We start from the raw sequence: 16,026 nt of genomic DNA on the forward strand, positions 1-16,026 counted from the left end.
CATCAGGCCATTCACCGGCCAATTGGGAGAACCTTGTTCGTATGATCCGCACGCTGCCTGCTCTTTTTGCCTTGTTGTTCGCTGCGCCATTGCTGGCCGCGCCGGCCGGGCAACAGACGCTGTTCAACTTTGTCCGGCCGGCCGATGTGGTCAAGGTGGCGACCCAGGACGCCAGCCTGCCGCAATACAACGCCGAACAGACCCCGGAAGGCGAGGTGTTGCGCCGCATCACCTTCAACCCGGCGGCGGAACCGAGCCTGGTGCTCAGCCCGCAGAGTGGCGTGTGGGACTGGTCGCAATCGAGTGCCATGAGCCTGCGTATCCAGAGTGCGATGGACTGGGCGCTGACCTTGTACGTCAAGGTGCAGAGCAGTGACGGCAAGACCCTGGTCAGCCGGATTGATTTGCCGGCGGGACCTGCGCAAACGCTGCTGGTGCCACTGCAAGCCAATTCGCCCTTGAGCCAGGGTATGAAAGCCGGGCCGCCGATGCCGATCACCGTGGACGGTCAGCGCGTGATGCTGGCCGGCAGCGCTGGCGAGCTCGACCGCAGCCAGGTGGTCTCGGTCACGCTGTCGATGATCCAGCCGGCTGCGCCGCAAAGTATCCTGCTGGAGCGCTTTGGCGTGCAGGACAGCGAGCCGGTGCTCAAGGCTGCCTACAGTGAGTTGGTGGATGCCTACGGGCAGTCCAACCGCGCGCGCTGGCCGGAAAAGGTCAGCAGCGACGAGCAGTTGAAAGTCGCGGCCGCCAAGGAGCAGCAACAGCTCAAGGGCTGGCTTGCGGAGCGTGACAAGGCGGGCCTGGACAAGTTTGGCGGCTGGACCAAGGGCCCGGCCTTTGACGCCAGCGGCTTCTTCCGTACCGAAAAGCGTGATGGGCGCTGGTACCTGGTGACACCACTGGGGCATCCGTTCTACTCCCTGGGCGTCAACACGGTGACCCCGGACAACAGCCAGACCTATGTCGCCGGCCGCGAATGGATGTTTGGCGCGTTGCCCAAGGCGGGTGAGCCCTTCGACAAGTATTACGGCAGTGGCGACAACCGTGGCGGCAATGGCGCGGATGTAGGGCGTGGCTTCAATGTGGGGCGCTGGTATGACTTCTACGGCGCCAACCTGCAACGCACCTATGGCCAGGCGTGCGACCCGGCAGCCCAGGCCCAGCCCTGCACAGCCCAGGGGTTTGACCAGGCGCGCTGGGTTAGCCACACCCTGGACCGCCTGCAGGCCTGGGGTTTCAACACCGTCGGCAACTGGAGCGCCCTGCAACTGGTTGGCGCGGATCGCGTGCCTTACACCTTGCCGCTGTCGATCATTGGCGACTACACCAGTATCAGCACCGGTATCGACTGGTGGGGCGGCATGCCCGATCCCTTCGACCCGCGCTTTGCCATGGCCACCGAGCGGGCGGTCGCGATTGCCACCCGTGACCATCGCGACGACCCCTGGTTGATAGGCTTCTTTGCCGATAACGAACTGGCTTGGGCCGGTCCTGGCAACGATGCGAAATCCCGCTATGCCCTGGCCTACGGCACCCTGCGCATGACCACCGATGTGCCGGCCAAGCGTGCGTTCCTCAAGCAACTGCGCGATAAATACCGTAACGAAGATGGCCTGTCCAAAGCCTGGGGTATTCAATTGGCGGGCTGGGAGTTGATGGAAGATCCAGGCTTCGAGCCGCCTGTTCCCAACCCCGAGCACCCGGAAATCGAAGCTGATTTCCAGTACTTCCAGAAGACCTTCGCCGACGCCTACTTCAAGACCATCTCCGATGCGCTGAAATGGCATGCGCCCAACCAGCTGCTGCTGGGTGGCCGCTATGCGGTCAGCACCCCGGAAGCCGTGGCGTCCTGCGCCCAGTACTGTGATGTACTGAGCTTCAATATGTACACCCTCAAGCCCCAGGACGGTTATGACTTCGCCGCCCTGCGCGGGCTGGACAAGCCGGTATTGATCAGCGAGTTCAACTTCGGCTCGACCGACCGTGGCCCGTTCTGGGGTGGCCTGACGCCCTTGGCCAGGGAGGAGGCGCGTGGCCCGGCCTACGCGACGTTCCTCAAGCAGGCCATGGCCGAGCCGTCGATTGTTGGCGTGCACTGGTTCCAGTACCTCGATCAGCCGGTGACCGGGCGATTGCTGGACGGTGAAAATGGCCATTTTGGCCTGGTGGGGATCACCGATGTGCCCTTCCAGGGTTTTGTCGACAGTGTGCGTAAAAGCAACCTGGCGGCGATCCAGCAATTGGGCCGCAAAGCTGAAAAAGCCAAGGTCGCCCAGGCTGCCACGGGTTCCCAAAGCCAGTAATGGCTGGAACAATGAGCGCCATTTAACGCAGGACTTTTCCGAGGGGGATGCAGGTGCAGATTCAGGGTCATTACGAGCTTCAATTCGAAGCAGTGCGCGAAGCCTTCGCCGCGCTGTTTGACGACCCTCAGGAGCGTGGTGCGGCGCTGTGTGTACAGATTGGCGGGCAAACCGTCCTTGATCTGTGGGCCGGCACTGCCGACAAGGACGGTGCCGAGGCCTGGCACAGCGACACCATCGCCAACCTGTTCTCCTGCACCAAGACCTTCACCGCCGTCACCGCGCTGCAACTGGTAGCCGAGGGCAAATTGCAGTTGGACGCCCCGGTTGCCAACTACTGGCCGGAGTTCGCTGCGGCAGGTAAACACAACATCACCCTGCGCCAACTGCTTTGCCATAAGGCCGGGCTGCCCGCGTTGCGTGACATATTGCCTGCCGAGGCCCTGTACGACTGGCCCTTGATGACTACCGCCCTGGCCGCCGAAACCCCCTGGTGGACACCCGGCGAAGGCCATGGCTACGCGGCCATCACTTATGGCTGGCTGGTCGGTGAACTGCTGCGCCGCGCCGATGGGCGTGGGCCGGGGGAGTCGATTGTGGCGCGGGTTGCCCGGCCACTGGGCCTGGACTTCCATGTCGGGTTGGCGGACGAGGAATTTTATCGTGTCGCCCACATTGCCCGGAGCAAAGGCAATATGGGGGATGCGGCAGCCCAACGGTTGTTACAGGTCACCCTGCGTGAGCCCGAAGCAATGACTACCCGGGCGTTTACCAATCCGCCTTCTATACTAACCAGCACTAACAAGCCTGAATGGCGCCGCATGCAGCAGCCCGCGGCAAATGGTCATGGCAATGCGCGCAGTTTGGCCGGGTTTTATAGTGGTTTGTTGGACGGAAGTTTGTTGGAAGCCGATATGCTTGAACAACTGACCCGCGAGCACAGTGTTGGGCCGGATAAAACCTTATTGACGCAAACCCGCTTTGGCCTGGGTTGCATGTTGGACCAGCCAGACGTGCCCAACGCAACGTTCGGCCTTGGCCCACGTGCATTTGGGCATCCTGGGGCCGGTGGTTCCGTGGGCTTTGCCGATCCGGAACATGATGTAGCATTTGGTTTTGTGACCAATACACTGGGGCCGTATGTACTTATGGACCCGCGCGCACAAAAGTTGGTAAGAATATTGGCCGGTTGTCTGTAAATAGCTTGCTGTCTGGCGTTTTTTTGTTAAAAAGGCACCTACAAAAGACGCTGGAAAAGTATTGTTACTTTAAACTTCGTGAAGCGTCCGTTTAACGGGTCATTCAGACCCCTGTGTTTTCTCATTTTGTGGATATCTCATGTTATCGAACAAGTCCTTGGCTCTGGCGCTTTGCCTCACTATTACTGGCTGTGCACAAAACCCACAAAATGATGCGTCTGGCGAGCATTGGTGGTCATTCGGGTCCGACAAGGCGGCGGCCAAGGACGTTACCGCCAAGGCCGATGCCAAGGCGGCTGACGCCAAGGCTGATCTCAAGGCCGATCTGAAGGCGGCAACACCTGCTCCCGCTGCGGCGCCGGTAGTGGCCAAGGCTGAAAGCGACACCAAATGGTGGTGGCCGTTTGAAAGCAAGCCAAAACCCCTGAACAAAGTCGATGTGACCAACATCCCGATGCCAGACCCGAAAATCACCCAGGCCTGGTTGGATGACTACGAGCCACGCCTGCGCGCCGCGATCAAGGACAGCAACCTGCAACTGGAACGTCGCGACAACGTACTGGTGGTGATTGCCCCGGTCGATGGTTCGTACAACCCGAAGCGCCCGGCGATGTTGTTGCCGGTGACCCTGGGTCCGTTTACCCGTGTCGCCAAGGCCGTTGAAAAGGATCCGAAGACTGCCGTGCTGGTCCTGGGCCACATCGACACCGTGCAGAACCAGGCCCTGACCAAGGAGCGTGCCCAGTCCATCGCTTCGATCTTCAGCCTCAGCGGCCTGAAGCAGGACCGCCTGATGTTGCGTGGCATGGGCGACCTGATGCCCCGCGCCGCCAACGACAGCACCCAGGGCCGCGCTCTGAACCGTCGCATGGAAATCATGTTCACCCAGCGCACCACCATGCTGGCACTGCTGAGCAAGTACAACTCGCCAAACCCGCCGAAGCCCGAACTGGTAGCGGTACAGGACGTCGTTGCTCCTGCGCCGGTGGCCAAGAAAGCCGTGGCCGCGAAGAAAACCCCGGCCAAGAAGACCGCCGCCAAGCCAGCCGCGAAAAAAGCCGCCGCCAAGCCGGCAGCCAAAAAGCCGGTGGCCGCCAAGGCAGCTGCACCTGCGAAAAAAGTAGCGGCAAACGACCAGGCGAAAAACTGAGCAGTTGAGCGAGAAGGATAAAGCCCCATGAACCAGGCATTGGCGGATATGCGCCGTGACTACACGCGGGACGGTTTGAGCGAGGCCCAGGCCCCGGACGAGCCGTTTGCCTTGTTCCACCAGTGGTTCAGCGATGCGGTCAAGACCGAGCAAGCGCCGGTGGAGGCCAACGCGATGACCCTGGCGACCGTGGACCAGGAGGGCCGGCCTCACTGCCGAGTCCTGCTGCTCAAGGGCCTGGATGCCCAGGGTTTTACCTTCTTTACCAACTACCAGAGCGCCAAGGGTCAGCAAATGGCAGCCCGCCCGTTTGCTGCCATGACCTTCTTCTGGCCGACCCTGGAGCGCCAGGTGCGCATCGAGGGGCGGGTGGTCAAGGTCACGCCTGAGGAATCGGATGCCTACTATCAGGTGCGACCCCTGGGCAGCCGCATCGGTGCTTGGGCTTCCCCGCAAAGCCAGGTGATCCGTGATCGCCAGCAATTGCAGGACTTGCTCACGCTGACCGAACAGCGCTTCAGCGATACCCAGCCGGCGTGCCCGGAGCACTGGGGGGGTTATCGCCTGCTGCCGGAACGCATCGAGTTCTGGCAGGGCCGGGCGAGCCGCTTGCATGACCGCTTGAACTATCGCTTCCAGGGTACCGACTGGACCCGCGAGCGCCTGGCGCCCTGAGTGCGCCTTTAAACACCTGTAATCCATATGGGCGCTGTGGCCTGGAGTCAGGTGTTCCTGCCGAAGTCTCTACTCCGGGGCTTGTGGTGTGTATTGCCGTGCTGCGTCCTGCAGCCATTGTGGTAAATCCTTACGCTTGACCTTCTCTGCCTTGGCGCGGTCCAACTGTTGCAGCATAAAGTTGCGCTTGCGCTGATCGTCTCCAGCCAGGGACAGCGCCAGGTCGCGATCTACCCAGCGCTTGATCCGCCGGTACAGCCACCAGTGGAAGTACAGGCCGGCGGCGGTGGTAGCTACAATGATGAAGTAGTCCATGAAATTCCTTGTCTGGGTGTAGGTGCTACCGTTTGTCGGTTTTTGCGGTACAGCCTGTCTGTACTGGGGCTGAATGAAAGCAATTTTCTCCGGGCCGTGCCGTGACAGGCGTCAAGCAGCGGAGTCTAATAAAGATATGTCCTTTGGAGTTGATGCTATGCGTAAGTCTGTTCTGCTGGTTGCCTGCTTTACCACCATGTCGTTGCTGCTGGGTGGCTGCGCCTCCAGTCTGACCGGCGACTCGTACTCCCGTGACGAAGCCCGTCGTGTGCAAAGCGTGCGCATGGGTACCATCGAATCCCTGCGTCCGGTCAAGATCGAAGGCACCAAGACCCCAATCGGCGGCGCAGCAGGCGCGGTCATCGGCGGTGTTGGCGGTAGCGCCATCGGTGGCGGTCGCGGCAGCATCGTGACTGCCGTTATCGGCGCCGTGGCGGGCGGCCTGCTGGGCTCGGCCACCGAAGAAGGCCTGACCCGTACCCAGGGCGTGGAAATCACCGTGCGCGAAGACGACGGCAGCATGCGCGCCTACGTCCAGGCGGTGCAGGAAAACGAAATCTTCCGCATCGGCGACCGGGTGCGCATCATGACTGTAGATGGGACCAGCCGCGTTACCCGCTAAGCGTCATACAGTAAAAGAAAAACCCCGACCGGGTGACTGGTCGGGGTTTTTTTCGGTTCGGCTAAGGATTTTCTTAATGTGATTTTTGATTTCGACCGGGTGCGTTAAACGTTGCAGGTAAGTTGGAAGTGATGAGCAGAGTCATCTATTGCTCTGCCGGCCAAGGTTTCTATAGCCGTTAGTTGAGCGGGGGCAGGTTGTAGACCTCCCAGCCATGTTGCTCGACTACAAACGCCTGGAGGTCAGTAACCTTATCGAAGGCTGCAATCAGATATCTCATGGTGCGAATCTTCTTTGTTCTTTTGGATTTTCGTAGAGAGGATTTGGCGAACACGCCCCCGACAGCAGGGGGCTGTCCTTGTTGTTGGCCATCCTGCCCACCTGGCCGTGACATCCGTTCTTGCAGACGGGTGTGCGACGTTAGGGGATGCGCAGGAGAAAGAAGGTAGGAAGGTGCTGTAAGCGAGGGGAGAAGAGGCTGAAACAGCGCATGGGGGCAAGACAGGCCTGCCCCCACATGACGCGTTAAGCGTTGACTGTCACCTGCTTACGACTGGCCATCGCCGTCACGGCATAACCAATCAATGCCGCGAGGATCGAGCCGGTGAGAATGCCCATCCGGTCCATCCCGGCGTATTCGCTACTGCCCGGCAAGAACGCCAGTGAGCCGACAAACAGGCTCATGGTGAAGCCGATGCCACACAGGATGGCGACACCCATGACCTGGCCCCAATTGGCGCCGGTCGGTAGGGCGGCCAGCCCGGTTTTCACGGCGAGCCAGGTCAGGCCAAACACACCGACCGTCTTGCCCACCAGCAAACCTGCCGCGATACCCATCGGCACGTGGTGGGTGAAGCTTTCCAGATTGACCCCGGCCAGCGACACGCCAGCGTTGGCAAAGGCGAACAGCGGCAGGATGCCGTATGCCACCCACGGGTGCAGGGCGTGTTCCAGGCCGAGCAGGGGCGAGGGCTCGGCGTTCTTGGTGCGCAGCGGAATGCAGAACGCCAGGGTGACGCCGGCCAGGGTGGCGTGAACACCGCTCTTGAGCACGCAGACCCACAGGATCAAGCCGATGATCAGGTACGGCCCGAGCTTGACCACGCCCAGGCGGTTCATGGCGATCAACGCGACAAGGCAGGCGCCGGCGCCCGCCAGCGACGCGCTGGACAGTTCGCCGGAGTAGAAAATCGCAATGACGATGATGGCGCCCAGGTCATCAATGATCGCCAGGGTCATCAGGAACAGCTTCAGCGACACCGGTACACGCTTGCCCAGCAGTGCCAGCACGCCCAGGGCAAAGGCGATATCGGTGGCCATCGGGATGGCCCAGCCGCCGAGTGCCGCCGGGTTATCCTTGTTCAAGGCCCAGTAGATCAGCGCCGGCACCACCATGCCGCCGATGGCCGCAGCCCCTGGCAGCACAACCTGGGAAGGCTTGGACAAATGGCCATCGAGCAGCTCGCGCTTGACCTCCAGGCCGATCAGCAGGAAGAACAGGGCCATCAGGCCGTCGTTGATCCACAGTAGCGATGGCTTGGCGATTTGCAGGGCGCCGATCTGTACGGCGACGGGCACTTCAAGAAAGCTGCTGTAGAACGACGACAGCGGCGAGTTGTTGATGATCAGGGCCAAGGCGGCTGCAGCGATCAGTAACAGACCGCTGGCCGCTTCGAGCTGGAAGAAACGGGTAAACGTGCTACGCAGAGGCAAGGGACGCTCTCCAATCAAGGTTCAATAGGGGCGTACCCTAACCCGTACTGTTAGTTGTTAAAACAAAAGTTATATTCTTTTTTGTTATATAAAAGTGCGGTGCTAGGGATTGGCTCAAAGCCTAGCAATTCTGTATCGAATTAAGTCATGACTGTATCTGTGTGCAGTGTAGGAAACACCCTAAGATCAAGCCTGAAAATTTAATGGAACTTGAGCATGAGCGACCACCGTCAGTGGGCCCGAGAGGCCATTCGTATTATTGAAGCGGACTTCCAGCGCAGCGCCGACACCCACCTGATCCCACTGGCATTGCCGGGCTTGCCGGGGATCGAATTGTATTTCAAGGATGAGTCCAGCCACCCCACCGGTAGCCTTAAGCACCGCTTGGCCCGCTCCTTGTTCCTGTATGCGCTGTGCAACGGCTGGCTCAAGCCCGGCGCGCCGGTGATCGAGGCCTCCAGTGGCTCCACCGCGATTTCCGAAGCGTACTTCGCGCGCTTGCTGGGCCTGCCGTTTATTGCGGTGATGCCGGCCACCACGTCCCAGGAAAAAATTGCCCAGATCGCCTTCTATGGCGGCAAGAGCCACCTGGTGCAGGACCCCACGCAGATCTACGCCGAATCCGAGCGCCTGGCGCAGGAAAGCGGTGGGCACTTCATGGATCAGTTCACCTATGCCGAACGGGCTACCGACTGGCGGGCGAACAACAATATTGCCGAGTCGATCTTCCAGCAGTTGCGCTTCGAGCGGCATCCAGAGCCGAGCTGGCTGATTTCCAGCCCGGGTACCGGCGGTACCACGGCGACTCTTGGGCGCTATGTGCGTTACCGCCAGCATTGCACCCGAGTGTTGTGTGCCGACGCCGAGCGTTCGGTGTTCTTCGATTATTACCAGAGCGGTGATGCCAGCTTGCGCCTGGACTGCGGCTCACGGATCGAAGGCATTGGTCGGCCACGGGTGGAAGCGTCGTTCCTGCCCAAGGTGATTGATGCAATGGTCAAGGTGCCGGATGCCTTGTCGCTGGCCGCCATGCATTACCTGGCGCAGCGCTTGGGACGGCGGGTCGGGGGATCCAGCGGCACCAACCTGATCGGCGCGTTGATTGCTGCGCAGCAGATGCAGGCGGCGGGGGAGTCGGGGTCTATCGTGGCGATTCTGTGTGACGGTGGCGAGCGTTATGCCACGACCTACTATGACGATGCGTGGCTGGTTGGGCAGGGGTATGCGCTGGAAGAGTTGATCGACGCGGTTGCCGCCAGTGTCGAGCGTGGCGAGCCGTTGCCGGACAGCGTATTGCGCGCCAATATCTAAACTGCCTGGCGCATGACGATCACTGTGGGAGGCGGGCTTGCCCGCTCCCACAATGGAGCGCGTTTACTCAGGCTTCGATCCCGAGGATGTTGCGCGCCACGGCTTCGGCAATCCGAATCCCATCAACGCCTGCCGACAGGATCCCGCCGGCATAACCTGCGCCTTCACCCGCCGGGAACAGACCTTTCACATTCAAGCTCTGCATCGACGCGTCGCGGGTGATCCGCAGTGGCGACGAAGTGCGGGTTTCGATCCCGGTCAGGACTGCGTCATGCAGCGAGTAGCCCTTGATCTGCTTCTCAAAGGCCGGCAACGCTTCGCGGATGGCCTCGATGGCGAAGTCTGGCAAGGCCAGGGCCAAGTCGCCGAGGGCAACGCCCGGCTTGTAGGAAGGTTCCACGCTACCAATAGCGGTGGACGGCTTGCCAGCGATGAAATCACCCACCAGTTGCGCCGGTGCTTCGTAGTTGCTGCCGCCGAGGATGAACGCGTGGGATTCCAGGCGCTCCTGTAACTCGATCCCGGCCAGCGGGCCGCCCGGATAGTCCACTTCCGGGGTGATACCGACCACGATCCCGGAGTTGGCATTGCGCTCGTTACGCGAGTACTGGCTCATGCCGTTGGTCACGACCCGATTTGGCTCGGAAGTGGCCGCCACCACCGTACCGCCCGGGCACATGCAGAAGCTGTACACCGAACGGCCGTTCTTGGCGTGGTGCACCAGCTTGTAGTCGGCCGCGCCCAGTTTTGGGTGCCCGGCATACTTGCCCAGGCGCGCGGCGTCGATCAGCGACTGCGGGTGTTCGATACGGAAACCTACCGAAAACGGCTTGGCTTCCATGTATACGCCACGGCCGTGGAGCATGCGGAAGGTGTCGCGGGCACTGTGGCCGAGGGCGAGGATCACGTGCCTGGAGAGGATCTGCTCGCCACCATCGACGACCACACCATTTAACTGGCCGTCCTCGATCAGCACGTCGGTGACCCGCTGTTCGAAACGCACCTCACCGCCCAGGGCGATGATCTGCTGGCGCATGTTTTCCACCACGCCGGTCAGGCGGAAGGTACCGATATGCGGTTTGCTGACGTAGAGGATTTCGTCTGGCGCGCCGGCCTTGACGAACTCGTGCAGCACCTTGCGCCCGTGGAACTTCGGATCCTTGATCTGACTGTAGAGCTTGCCGTCGGAAAAGGTCCCGGCGCCGCCCTCGCCGAACTGCACGTTGGACTCGGGGTTGAGTACGCTTTTGCGCCACAGGCCCCAGGTGTCCTTGGTGCGCTGGCGCACTTCGCGGCCACGCTCGAGGATGATCGGCTTGAAACCCATCTGCGCCAGCAACAGCCCGGCAAAAATCCCGCAAGGACCGAAACCGACCACAATCGGTCGCTCGCTCAGGTCGGCCGGCGCCTGGCCGACTACCTTGTAGCTGACATCCGGTGCGGCGTTGATATTGCGGTCGTCGGCGAACTTGAGCAGCAGGGCGGCTTCGCCCTTGACCTCAAGGTCGACGGTGTAGATGAAGCACAGCTCCGATGATTTCTTGCGCGCATCGTAGCTGCGTTTGAACAGGGTGAAATCGAGCAGATCATCACTGGCGATGCCCAGGCGCTGCACAATCGCAGGCCGCAGGTCTTCTTCGGGATGGTCGATGGGCAGCTTGAGTTCGGTGATTCGTAGCATGACAGGATCCGGTATGCGGCGTTTGGTAGGGCCGGCGGTTTTGCAAACCGGCGATTATAAGCCCCAACGGCGGTTTCCCGTCATGCTAAAACAGTGCAGGGCCGAATCAGTCGTCTCGCGAACCGCCAAACGCCGCGCAGCCACGCTGCACCTGGCCGTTGATCCGAAGTTCGGCGCTCATGTGCTGCAGGCTGCCGCTGACGCTGTCGATGCAGCGCTGGGGCGCGACCCACAGTTCGATCTTCTGGCCGTTGGCTTCGGTGGTGAGGTTGAAACGGCCATCGCCCAGTTGCTCTTCCACATAAGGTACCGGCAGCGGTGGCTGGCCCTCGCGCTGCAGGACCATGCCCTTGTTGGTGACATTCAGCGCCCACGCGGGTTTGTGGCCGTTGGCGCGCAGGATCATGCGCTTGAAGTCCGGGTCGTCACAGGCCGAGGTCGAGCGTTCGACGCGGTACAACTGCTGCAGCTCCACCTGGCCCTGGGTGCCGCTGGCGACCCCGGAGAACTTGCCGCGCAAGTCGGCAAACAAGGCCCCTTGCTGGCCGGCCAGGGACGCCGCTTCCTGGAGGATGCTGGTGCCGCCGGTATCGTTGACCACGTAGTTGCGCTGGTCATGGCAGGGCTGGAACAGCAGTTTATCGCCGATGGCGGTCAACTCGCCCTGCATGCGGGTCAGGCCCGCCGTGGACGGCTTGGCCGGGTCGCGCTCAAACACCTGGCAGGCGGTGAACAGGGGCAGTAGGGCAAACAGAGCAAGGATACGGGCGGCACGCATTATCGGGTCTCCTGACAAGTGCCGCCACGTTACGCAGGCTGGCGCTGCATCACAAGTCGGTGATGGGCGAATAGGTTGCAGCATTTTAACGGAGCCTGGAATTAAGCCTTTTCCCGTGGATGTTACGGAAGCCTTATGCCAAGTTTAAGTTTTTCGAAAGGCGCATTCATATGAACATTCGATGGGCCCTTTTCGCCCTGGCCTGCGTGGCCCCCCTGGCCTGGGCCGAGGTGCCGGCCAAGCTGTTCTATACCTCACAGACCGACTTCACCGATATCACCTTGACCCTGAAAAAAGCCCAAGCCCTCCACCCCGAGTTTATCGAGGTTGACGTGACGCTGACACCGCAGGCCCAGGAGCGCACGAAGGCGCTGTCCCAGGCGGCCATGCATAAACAGATGGCCCTGTACCTCAATGGCCGGCAGCTCAATACGGCGACGGTCCAGGGTGTGCTCGACGGTCCGAGCCTGAGGTTCTCCATCCCCCGCGATCAGTTGTTGGAGATGATGCCGTCGCTGATCAAGTGATCAGCCGACGATGTAAGTCTGCCCGGTCTGTAAGCCTTCCACACTCTTGGCGTAGGCCAAAGCTACATCTGCCGCAGGCACCGGCTTGAAGCCCCGGAAATAAGGCGCATAGCTACCCATGGCCTCCAGCAGTACGTTGGGGCTGACCGAGTTGATCCGCAGGCCCCGTGGCAGTTCAATTGCCGCCGCTTTGACGAAAGCATCAATGGCGCCATTGACCAGCGCCGCCGAGGCGCCGGTGCGGATCGGGTCGCGGTTGAGAATGCCGCTGGTGAAGGTGAAGGACGCACCGTCGTTGGCAAATTCGCGGCCGATCAGCAGCAGGTTGACCTGGCCCATCAGTTTGTCTTGCAGGCCGAGGTCGAAGTGGCTGGCGTCCATTTCGCCCAGGGGCACAAAGTTGACGCTGCCGGCGGCGCACACCAGGGCGTCGAACTTGCCGGTTTGTGCAAACAGTCGGCGGATCGAAGCGCTGTCGCTGATATCGACGTGAAAGTCGCCGCTCGTGCGACCAATGCTGATCACTTCATGGCGCTGGGACAGTTCGGCCTTGACCGCTGAGCCCACCGTGCCGCTGGCGCCAATCAACAGGATTTTCATGTGTCGTTCCTCTAGAGGTTCAGGTGAGCCTTGAGTCTAGAGTGGTTTTTTCTGCGGATAAGCGCACTAATAGGCAACCTTTGGTTTTCAAATGGAAACAATCCATGAGCGAGATGGATGATCTGGCGGCGTTTGCGGTGTTGATCGAAGCCGGCAGTTTTACCCTGGCCGCCCAGCAACTGGGGTGCAGCAAGGGCCAGTTGTCCAAGCGCATCAGCCAGTTGGAGGCGCAGTTTTCGGTGGTGTTGCTGCATCGCACCACCCGCCGTTTAAGCCTCACTGCCGCCGGCGCGGCGCTGTTACCCCAGGCCCAGGCATTGGTAATCCAGGTCGACCGCGCGCGTCAGGCATTGGCGCGGCTCAAGGACGATGTGGCAGGGCCGGTGCGTATGACCGTTCCGGTTTCCCTGGGTGAAACCTTCTTCGATGGTCTGTTGCTGGAGTTTTCCCGGCAGTACCCGCAAGTACAGATCGAGCTGGATCTGAACAACAATTATCGTGACCTGGCGCGGGACGGTTTTGATCTGGCAGTACGCTCGGCGGTGGCCACCGATGAAAGGCTGGTCGCCAGGCCGCTGTTGGCCTGGCATGAAATGACCTGCGCCAGCCCGGCCTATCTGGAGCAACACGGGGAACCGCTGACACCGGCGGAGCTGGTCGGCCACCGTTGCTTGCTCAACAGCCACTACAGTGGTCGCGAAGAGTGGCTGTATCACCAGCAACACGAATTGCTGCGGGTCCGGGTGGATGGCACGTTTGCCTCCAACCACTACAACCTGCTGAAAAAGGCTGCGTTGGTGGGTGCCGGCATCGCACGGCTGCCCTCCTATCTGTTGCAGATGGAATTGGCTGACGGCCGGCTGCGTTGGCTCCTGCGTGATTATCAGACTCGTAGCCAGCCGATGTACCTGGTCCACCCCTATCAGGGTGGGTTGCCACGCCGTACCCAAGTACTGGCCGATTACCTGGTGGGCTGGTTCAAACGCAATGGCGAGGCACTGGACCGGCTTTAGCGCCAGCGCCGGGCAATCCAGTGATCTATGGACACCCGTCCTGGCCCCTTGGCCATCAACAGCAGCAGCAAGGCGATCCAGGTGCCGTGGGTCGGGTAGGCGTCGGGGTAGACAAACAACTGGATCACCAGGGTCATACCCAACAAGGCCAGGGCCGAAAAGCGCGTGGCCAGACCCAGCAGAATCAGGACCGGGAAAAAATGCTCGGCGAACGTAGCCAGGTACGCCGCCACTTCTGCGGGTACAAACGGTACGTGGTATTCACTTTTAAACAACGGCACGGTGGAGTTGGCCAACTGCGGCACACCCAGTTCGAAGGTGCCGTCTATCAGGTCGACGGCAAAGCCCTGGACCTTGGTCTGGCCGGACTTCCAGAACACCGCCGCCATGGAAAAGCGTGCAATAAGGGCGATCAGGCTGTAGGGGATGTTCCCGAAGGTTTGGGTGGCGCGTGCAATCAGGCGCGTAGCGGCAGTGTTCATGGTTGTACCTTGATATGGGTGATGGCGCGGTGGTTGATCAGCAGTCCCAGGCAGTGGTGCAGGTCAAATTCGCTCGCTGCGTCGAGGGCGTACGCCACCGCCATTTCCAGGGGCCAATCGTTGGCCAGGCTGTTGATAAACGTCACGCAGCCGCTGTCGATGCCGAATACCTCGACCTCCAGGCCGTTGCGCAGGATCAACGCGCTTTGCTCCTGCCAGGGGTTGAGGCTGGCGACGGTGTCGGTGGTTTGATGCGCGGCCCATAACGCCACCACGGCATAGTTCGACTGCAGGGTGCTGACGCTGGGGTGCAGGTGCAGGCGTACGTTGCCCAGGCTGGGCAACTGTTGCAGTTGGTCGATGACGGCCTGGGGCTCGGCGACGGGTGTGTCGGCGGCGTGATAGGCGTTGATCCGCAAGTGCTCCAGTCGCGCGACGTCCGCCAGGTAAGGCACGCTGGCGGCGGGGGCGAAGCCCTGGATAAAGGCGGCGAGGTCGCTGCCGTACTCGTTGAGCAGCGGGCTGGTGGGTGGATAGGCCTGGACATACAACCCGGCCATGGCGCGGAAAAACCCATCGCCCACCAGTTGCCGGGTTACTGGGTAACTGTCGGCCAGGGCGCTGATTAACGAACTGTGGACGTTGTTGCGATACACCGCAAAACGGCTGGCGGGATCGGCGCCGTTGTGGCTGAACAAACCCTCCGGGCATGGCTGGCCCGGCGCCAACAGGGCCTTTGCAAACTGTTCGAGCACATTCATGGGCGCACCGCCGCAGCCAGCAAGTAGCGCTCGGCTTGCCGGGCTTCGGCGTGCAATACGCTGAAGGCCGGTACATCGTTGTCGCGCTCGATCAGCGTCGCAACCGGCCCGGTACGTTGCAAGGCCTGCTGATACAACTGCCAGACGGCGTTGTCGATGGGCGCGCCGTGATCATCAATCAGCAGGCGATCACCAAGGCTGTCGCTGTCTTCGGCAAAGCCTGCCAGATGAATCTCGCCCACCGCGTGCAAAGGCAACGCATCGAGGTAGGCCAACGGATCCTGCTGATGATTGATGCAGGACACATACACGTTGTTCACGTCCAGCAACAAGCCGCAGCCGGTGCGCCGGATGACCTCGCGGATAAAGTCGGTTTCATCCAGGGTGGAGCGTTGGAACTGCAGGTAGGTCGACGGATTCTCCAGCAACATGGGCCGCTTGAGGGTGGTTTGTACCTGGTCCACGTGTTCGCACACCCGCTTGAGAGTTGCGTCGTCATAGGCCAGGGGCAGCAGATCGTTGAGAAACACCGGGCCGTGGCTGGACCACGCCAGGTGTTCGGAAAAGGATTGGGGTTGATAGCGCTCGATCAGTACCGCCAGGCGCGCCAGGTGGGCCTGGCTCAGCGGGCCTTCGCCGCCGATGGACAGGCCGACGCCATGCAGCGACAGCGGATACTGCTCGCGGATCAAGCCCAGGTAGTGATGAAAAGGCCCGCCGGCCACCATGTAGTTTTCGGCGTGGACTTCAAAAAAACCAATATCGGGCAGGGTGGCGAGCACTGTATGCCAGTGTTCGCTCTTGAGCCCCAGCCCGGCCCGGCGCGCAAGGCCGGGTGCCTGAGCCTGGGCGACATCAGGCAGGGATGAAAGCGTCATCGTCAGTACTCAGGC

The 16,026-nt window shown here is 61.1% G+C and carries 16 protein-coding genes; 8 read left to right on the top strand and 8 right to left on the bottom strand.

The window, feature by feature from the left end; all coding sequences use genetic code 11:
* Positions 1-41: 41 nt before the first annotated feature.
* The 4 genes from HBR94_RS17935 (at position 42) to pdxH (ending at position 5,330) form a co-directional block, all read left to right on the top strand.
* Positions 42-2,306 carry a beta-galactosidase gene (locus tag HBR94_RS17935; protein WP_170045309.1) on the top strand — a complete coding sequence of 755 codons (2,265 nt, stop codon included), beginning with the start codon at positions 42-44 and terminating at the stop codon, positions 2,304-2,306.
* 53 nt (positions 2,307-2,359) lie between these two features.
* A complete protein-coding gene (locus tag HBR94_RS17940) occupies positions 2,360-3,505 on the top strand; it encodes a serine hydrolase domain-containing protein (RefSeq protein WP_120734402.1) in 1,146 nt (381 codons plus the stop codon).
* Positions 3,506-3,644: 139 nt separating this feature from the next.
* Positions 3,645-4,655 (top strand): OmpA family protein, encoded by a 1,011-nt coding sequence (locus HBR94_RS17945; RefSeq protein ID WP_057958717.1) that lies wholly within the window; start codon positions 3,645-3,647, stop codon positions 4,653-4,655.
* Between the two features lie 27 nt (positions 4,656-4,682).
* The gene (gene pdxH, locus HBR94_RS17950; RefSeq protein ID WP_170045310.1) at positions 4,683-5,330 is read left to right on the top strand and encodes a pyridoxamine 5'-phosphate oxidase; all 648 of its coding nucleotides are present in this window, start codon (positions 4,683-4,685) and stop codon (positions 5,328-5,330) included.
* Between the two features lie 69 nt (positions 5,331-5,399).
* On the opposite strand, the gene HBR94_RS17955 is transcribed toward pdxH, so the two are convergent.
* Positions 5,400-5,645, bottom strand: coding sequence for a hypothetical protein (locus tag HBR94_RS17955; protein WP_057439854.1), 246 nt, complete (start codon positions 5,643-5,645; stop codon positions 5,400-5,402).
* A 157-nt stretch (positions 5,646-5,802) separates the two neighbouring features.
* Between HBR94_RS17955 and HBR94_RS17960 the strand changes: the two genes are divergently transcribed.
* The gene (locus HBR94_RS17960; RefSeq protein ID WP_029297142.1) at positions 5,803-6,267 is read left to right on the top strand and encodes a glycine zipper 2TM domain-containing protein; all 465 of its coding nucleotides are present in this window, start codon (positions 5,803-5,805) and stop codon (positions 6,265-6,267) included.
* Positions 6,268-6,792: 525 nt separating this feature from the next.
* On the opposite strand, the gene nhaA is transcribed toward HBR94_RS17960, so the two are convergent.
* Positions 6,793-7,980 (bottom strand): Na+/H+ antiporter NhaA, encoded by a 1,188-nt coding sequence (gene nhaA, locus HBR94_RS17965; protein ID WP_057439852.1) that lies wholly within the window; start codon positions 7,978-7,980, stop codon positions 6,793-6,795.
* A gap of 216 nt (positions 7,981-8,196) precedes the next feature.
* Between nhaA and HBR94_RS17970 the strand changes: the two genes are divergently transcribed.
* Positions 8,197-9,291 carry a PLP-dependent cysteine synthase family protein gene (locus tag HBR94_RS17970; protein WP_057439850.1) on the top strand — a complete coding sequence of 365 codons (1,095 nt, stop codon included), beginning with the start codon at positions 8,197-8,199 and terminating at the stop codon, positions 9,289-9,291.
* A gap of 67 nt (positions 9,292-9,358) precedes the next feature.
* Here HBR94_RS17970 and HBR94_RS17975 read toward each other — a convergent pair whose 3' ends face one another.
* Together HBR94_RS17975 and HBR94_RS17980 are read right to left on the bottom strand one after the other, a co-directional pair.
* On the bottom strand, positions 9,359-10,972 hold the full coding sequence (locus HBR94_RS17975) for an NAD(P)/FAD-dependent oxidoreductase (RefSeq protein ID WP_057958721.1): 1,614 nt from the start codon (positions 10,970-10,972) through the stop codon (positions 9,359-9,361).
* A 106-nt stretch (positions 10,973-11,078) separates the two neighbouring features.
* Complete coding sequence (locus tag HBR94_RS17980; protein ID WP_115127548.1) at positions 11,079-11,750, bottom strand: hypothetical protein; 672 nt, start codon at positions 11,748-11,750, stop codon at positions 11,079-11,081.
* A 170-nt stretch (positions 11,751-11,920) separates the two neighbouring features.
* On the opposite strand from HBR94_RS17980, the gene HBR94_RS17985 reads away from it, so the two are divergent.
* Positions 11,921-12,277: a hypothetical protein gene (locus HBR94_RS17985; protein WP_057439844.1), complete on the top strand. Its 357-nt coding sequence runs from the start codon at positions 11,921-11,923 to the stop codon at positions 12,275-12,277.
* Here HBR94_RS17985 and HBR94_RS17990 read toward each other — a convergent pair whose 3' ends face one another.
* A complete protein-coding gene (locus tag HBR94_RS17990; RefSeq protein ID WP_128593658.1) occupies positions 12,278-12,877 on the bottom strand; it encodes a short chain dehydrogenase in 600 nt (199 codons plus the stop codon).
* A gap of 104 nt (positions 12,878-12,981) precedes the next feature.
* On the opposite strand from HBR94_RS17990, the gene HBR94_RS17995 reads away from it, so the two are divergent.
* Positions 12,982-13,890 (top strand): LysR family transcriptional regulator, encoded by a 909-nt coding sequence (locus HBR94_RS17995; RefSeq protein ID WP_115127550.1) that lies wholly within the window; start codon positions 12,982-12,984, stop codon positions 13,888-13,890.
* On the opposite strand, the gene HBR94_RS18000 is transcribed toward HBR94_RS17995, so the two are convergent.
* From HBR94_RS18000 to HBR94_RS18010, 3 genes are read right to left on the bottom strand one after another with little or no spacing between them, the layout of a single operon-like run.
* Positions 13,887-14,372, bottom strand: a complete 486-nt coding sequence (locus HBR94_RS18000; protein ID WP_057439839.1) for a DoxX family protein — start codon at positions 14,370-14,372, stop codon at positions 13,887-13,889. The genes HBR94_RS17995 and HBR94_RS18000 overlap by 4 nt on opposite strands.
* Positions 14,369-15,133, bottom strand: coding sequence for a DUF2063 domain-containing protein (locus HBR94_RS18005; RefSeq protein ID WP_057439838.1), 765 nt, complete (start codon positions 15,131-15,133; stop codon positions 14,369-14,371). The genes HBR94_RS18000 and HBR94_RS18005 overlap by 4 nt, the downstream gene beginning before the upstream one ends.
* Positions 15,130-16,011 (bottom strand): DUF692 domain-containing protein, encoded by an 882-nt coding sequence (locus tag HBR94_RS18010; RefSeq protein ID WP_057444375.1) that lies wholly within the window; start codon positions 16,009-16,011, stop codon positions 15,130-15,132. The genes HBR94_RS18005 and HBR94_RS18010 overlap by 4 nt, the downstream gene beginning before the upstream one ends.
* Between the last annotated feature and the right edge of the window lie 15 nt (positions 16,012-16,026).

It is taken from the genome of Pseudomonas sp. WS 5412 (assembly GCF_012985615.1).
GTDB classification, from domain to species: Bacteria; Pseudomonadota; Gammaproteobacteria; order Pseudomonadales; family Pseudomonadaceae; genus Aquipseudomonas; species Aquipseudomonas shahriarae.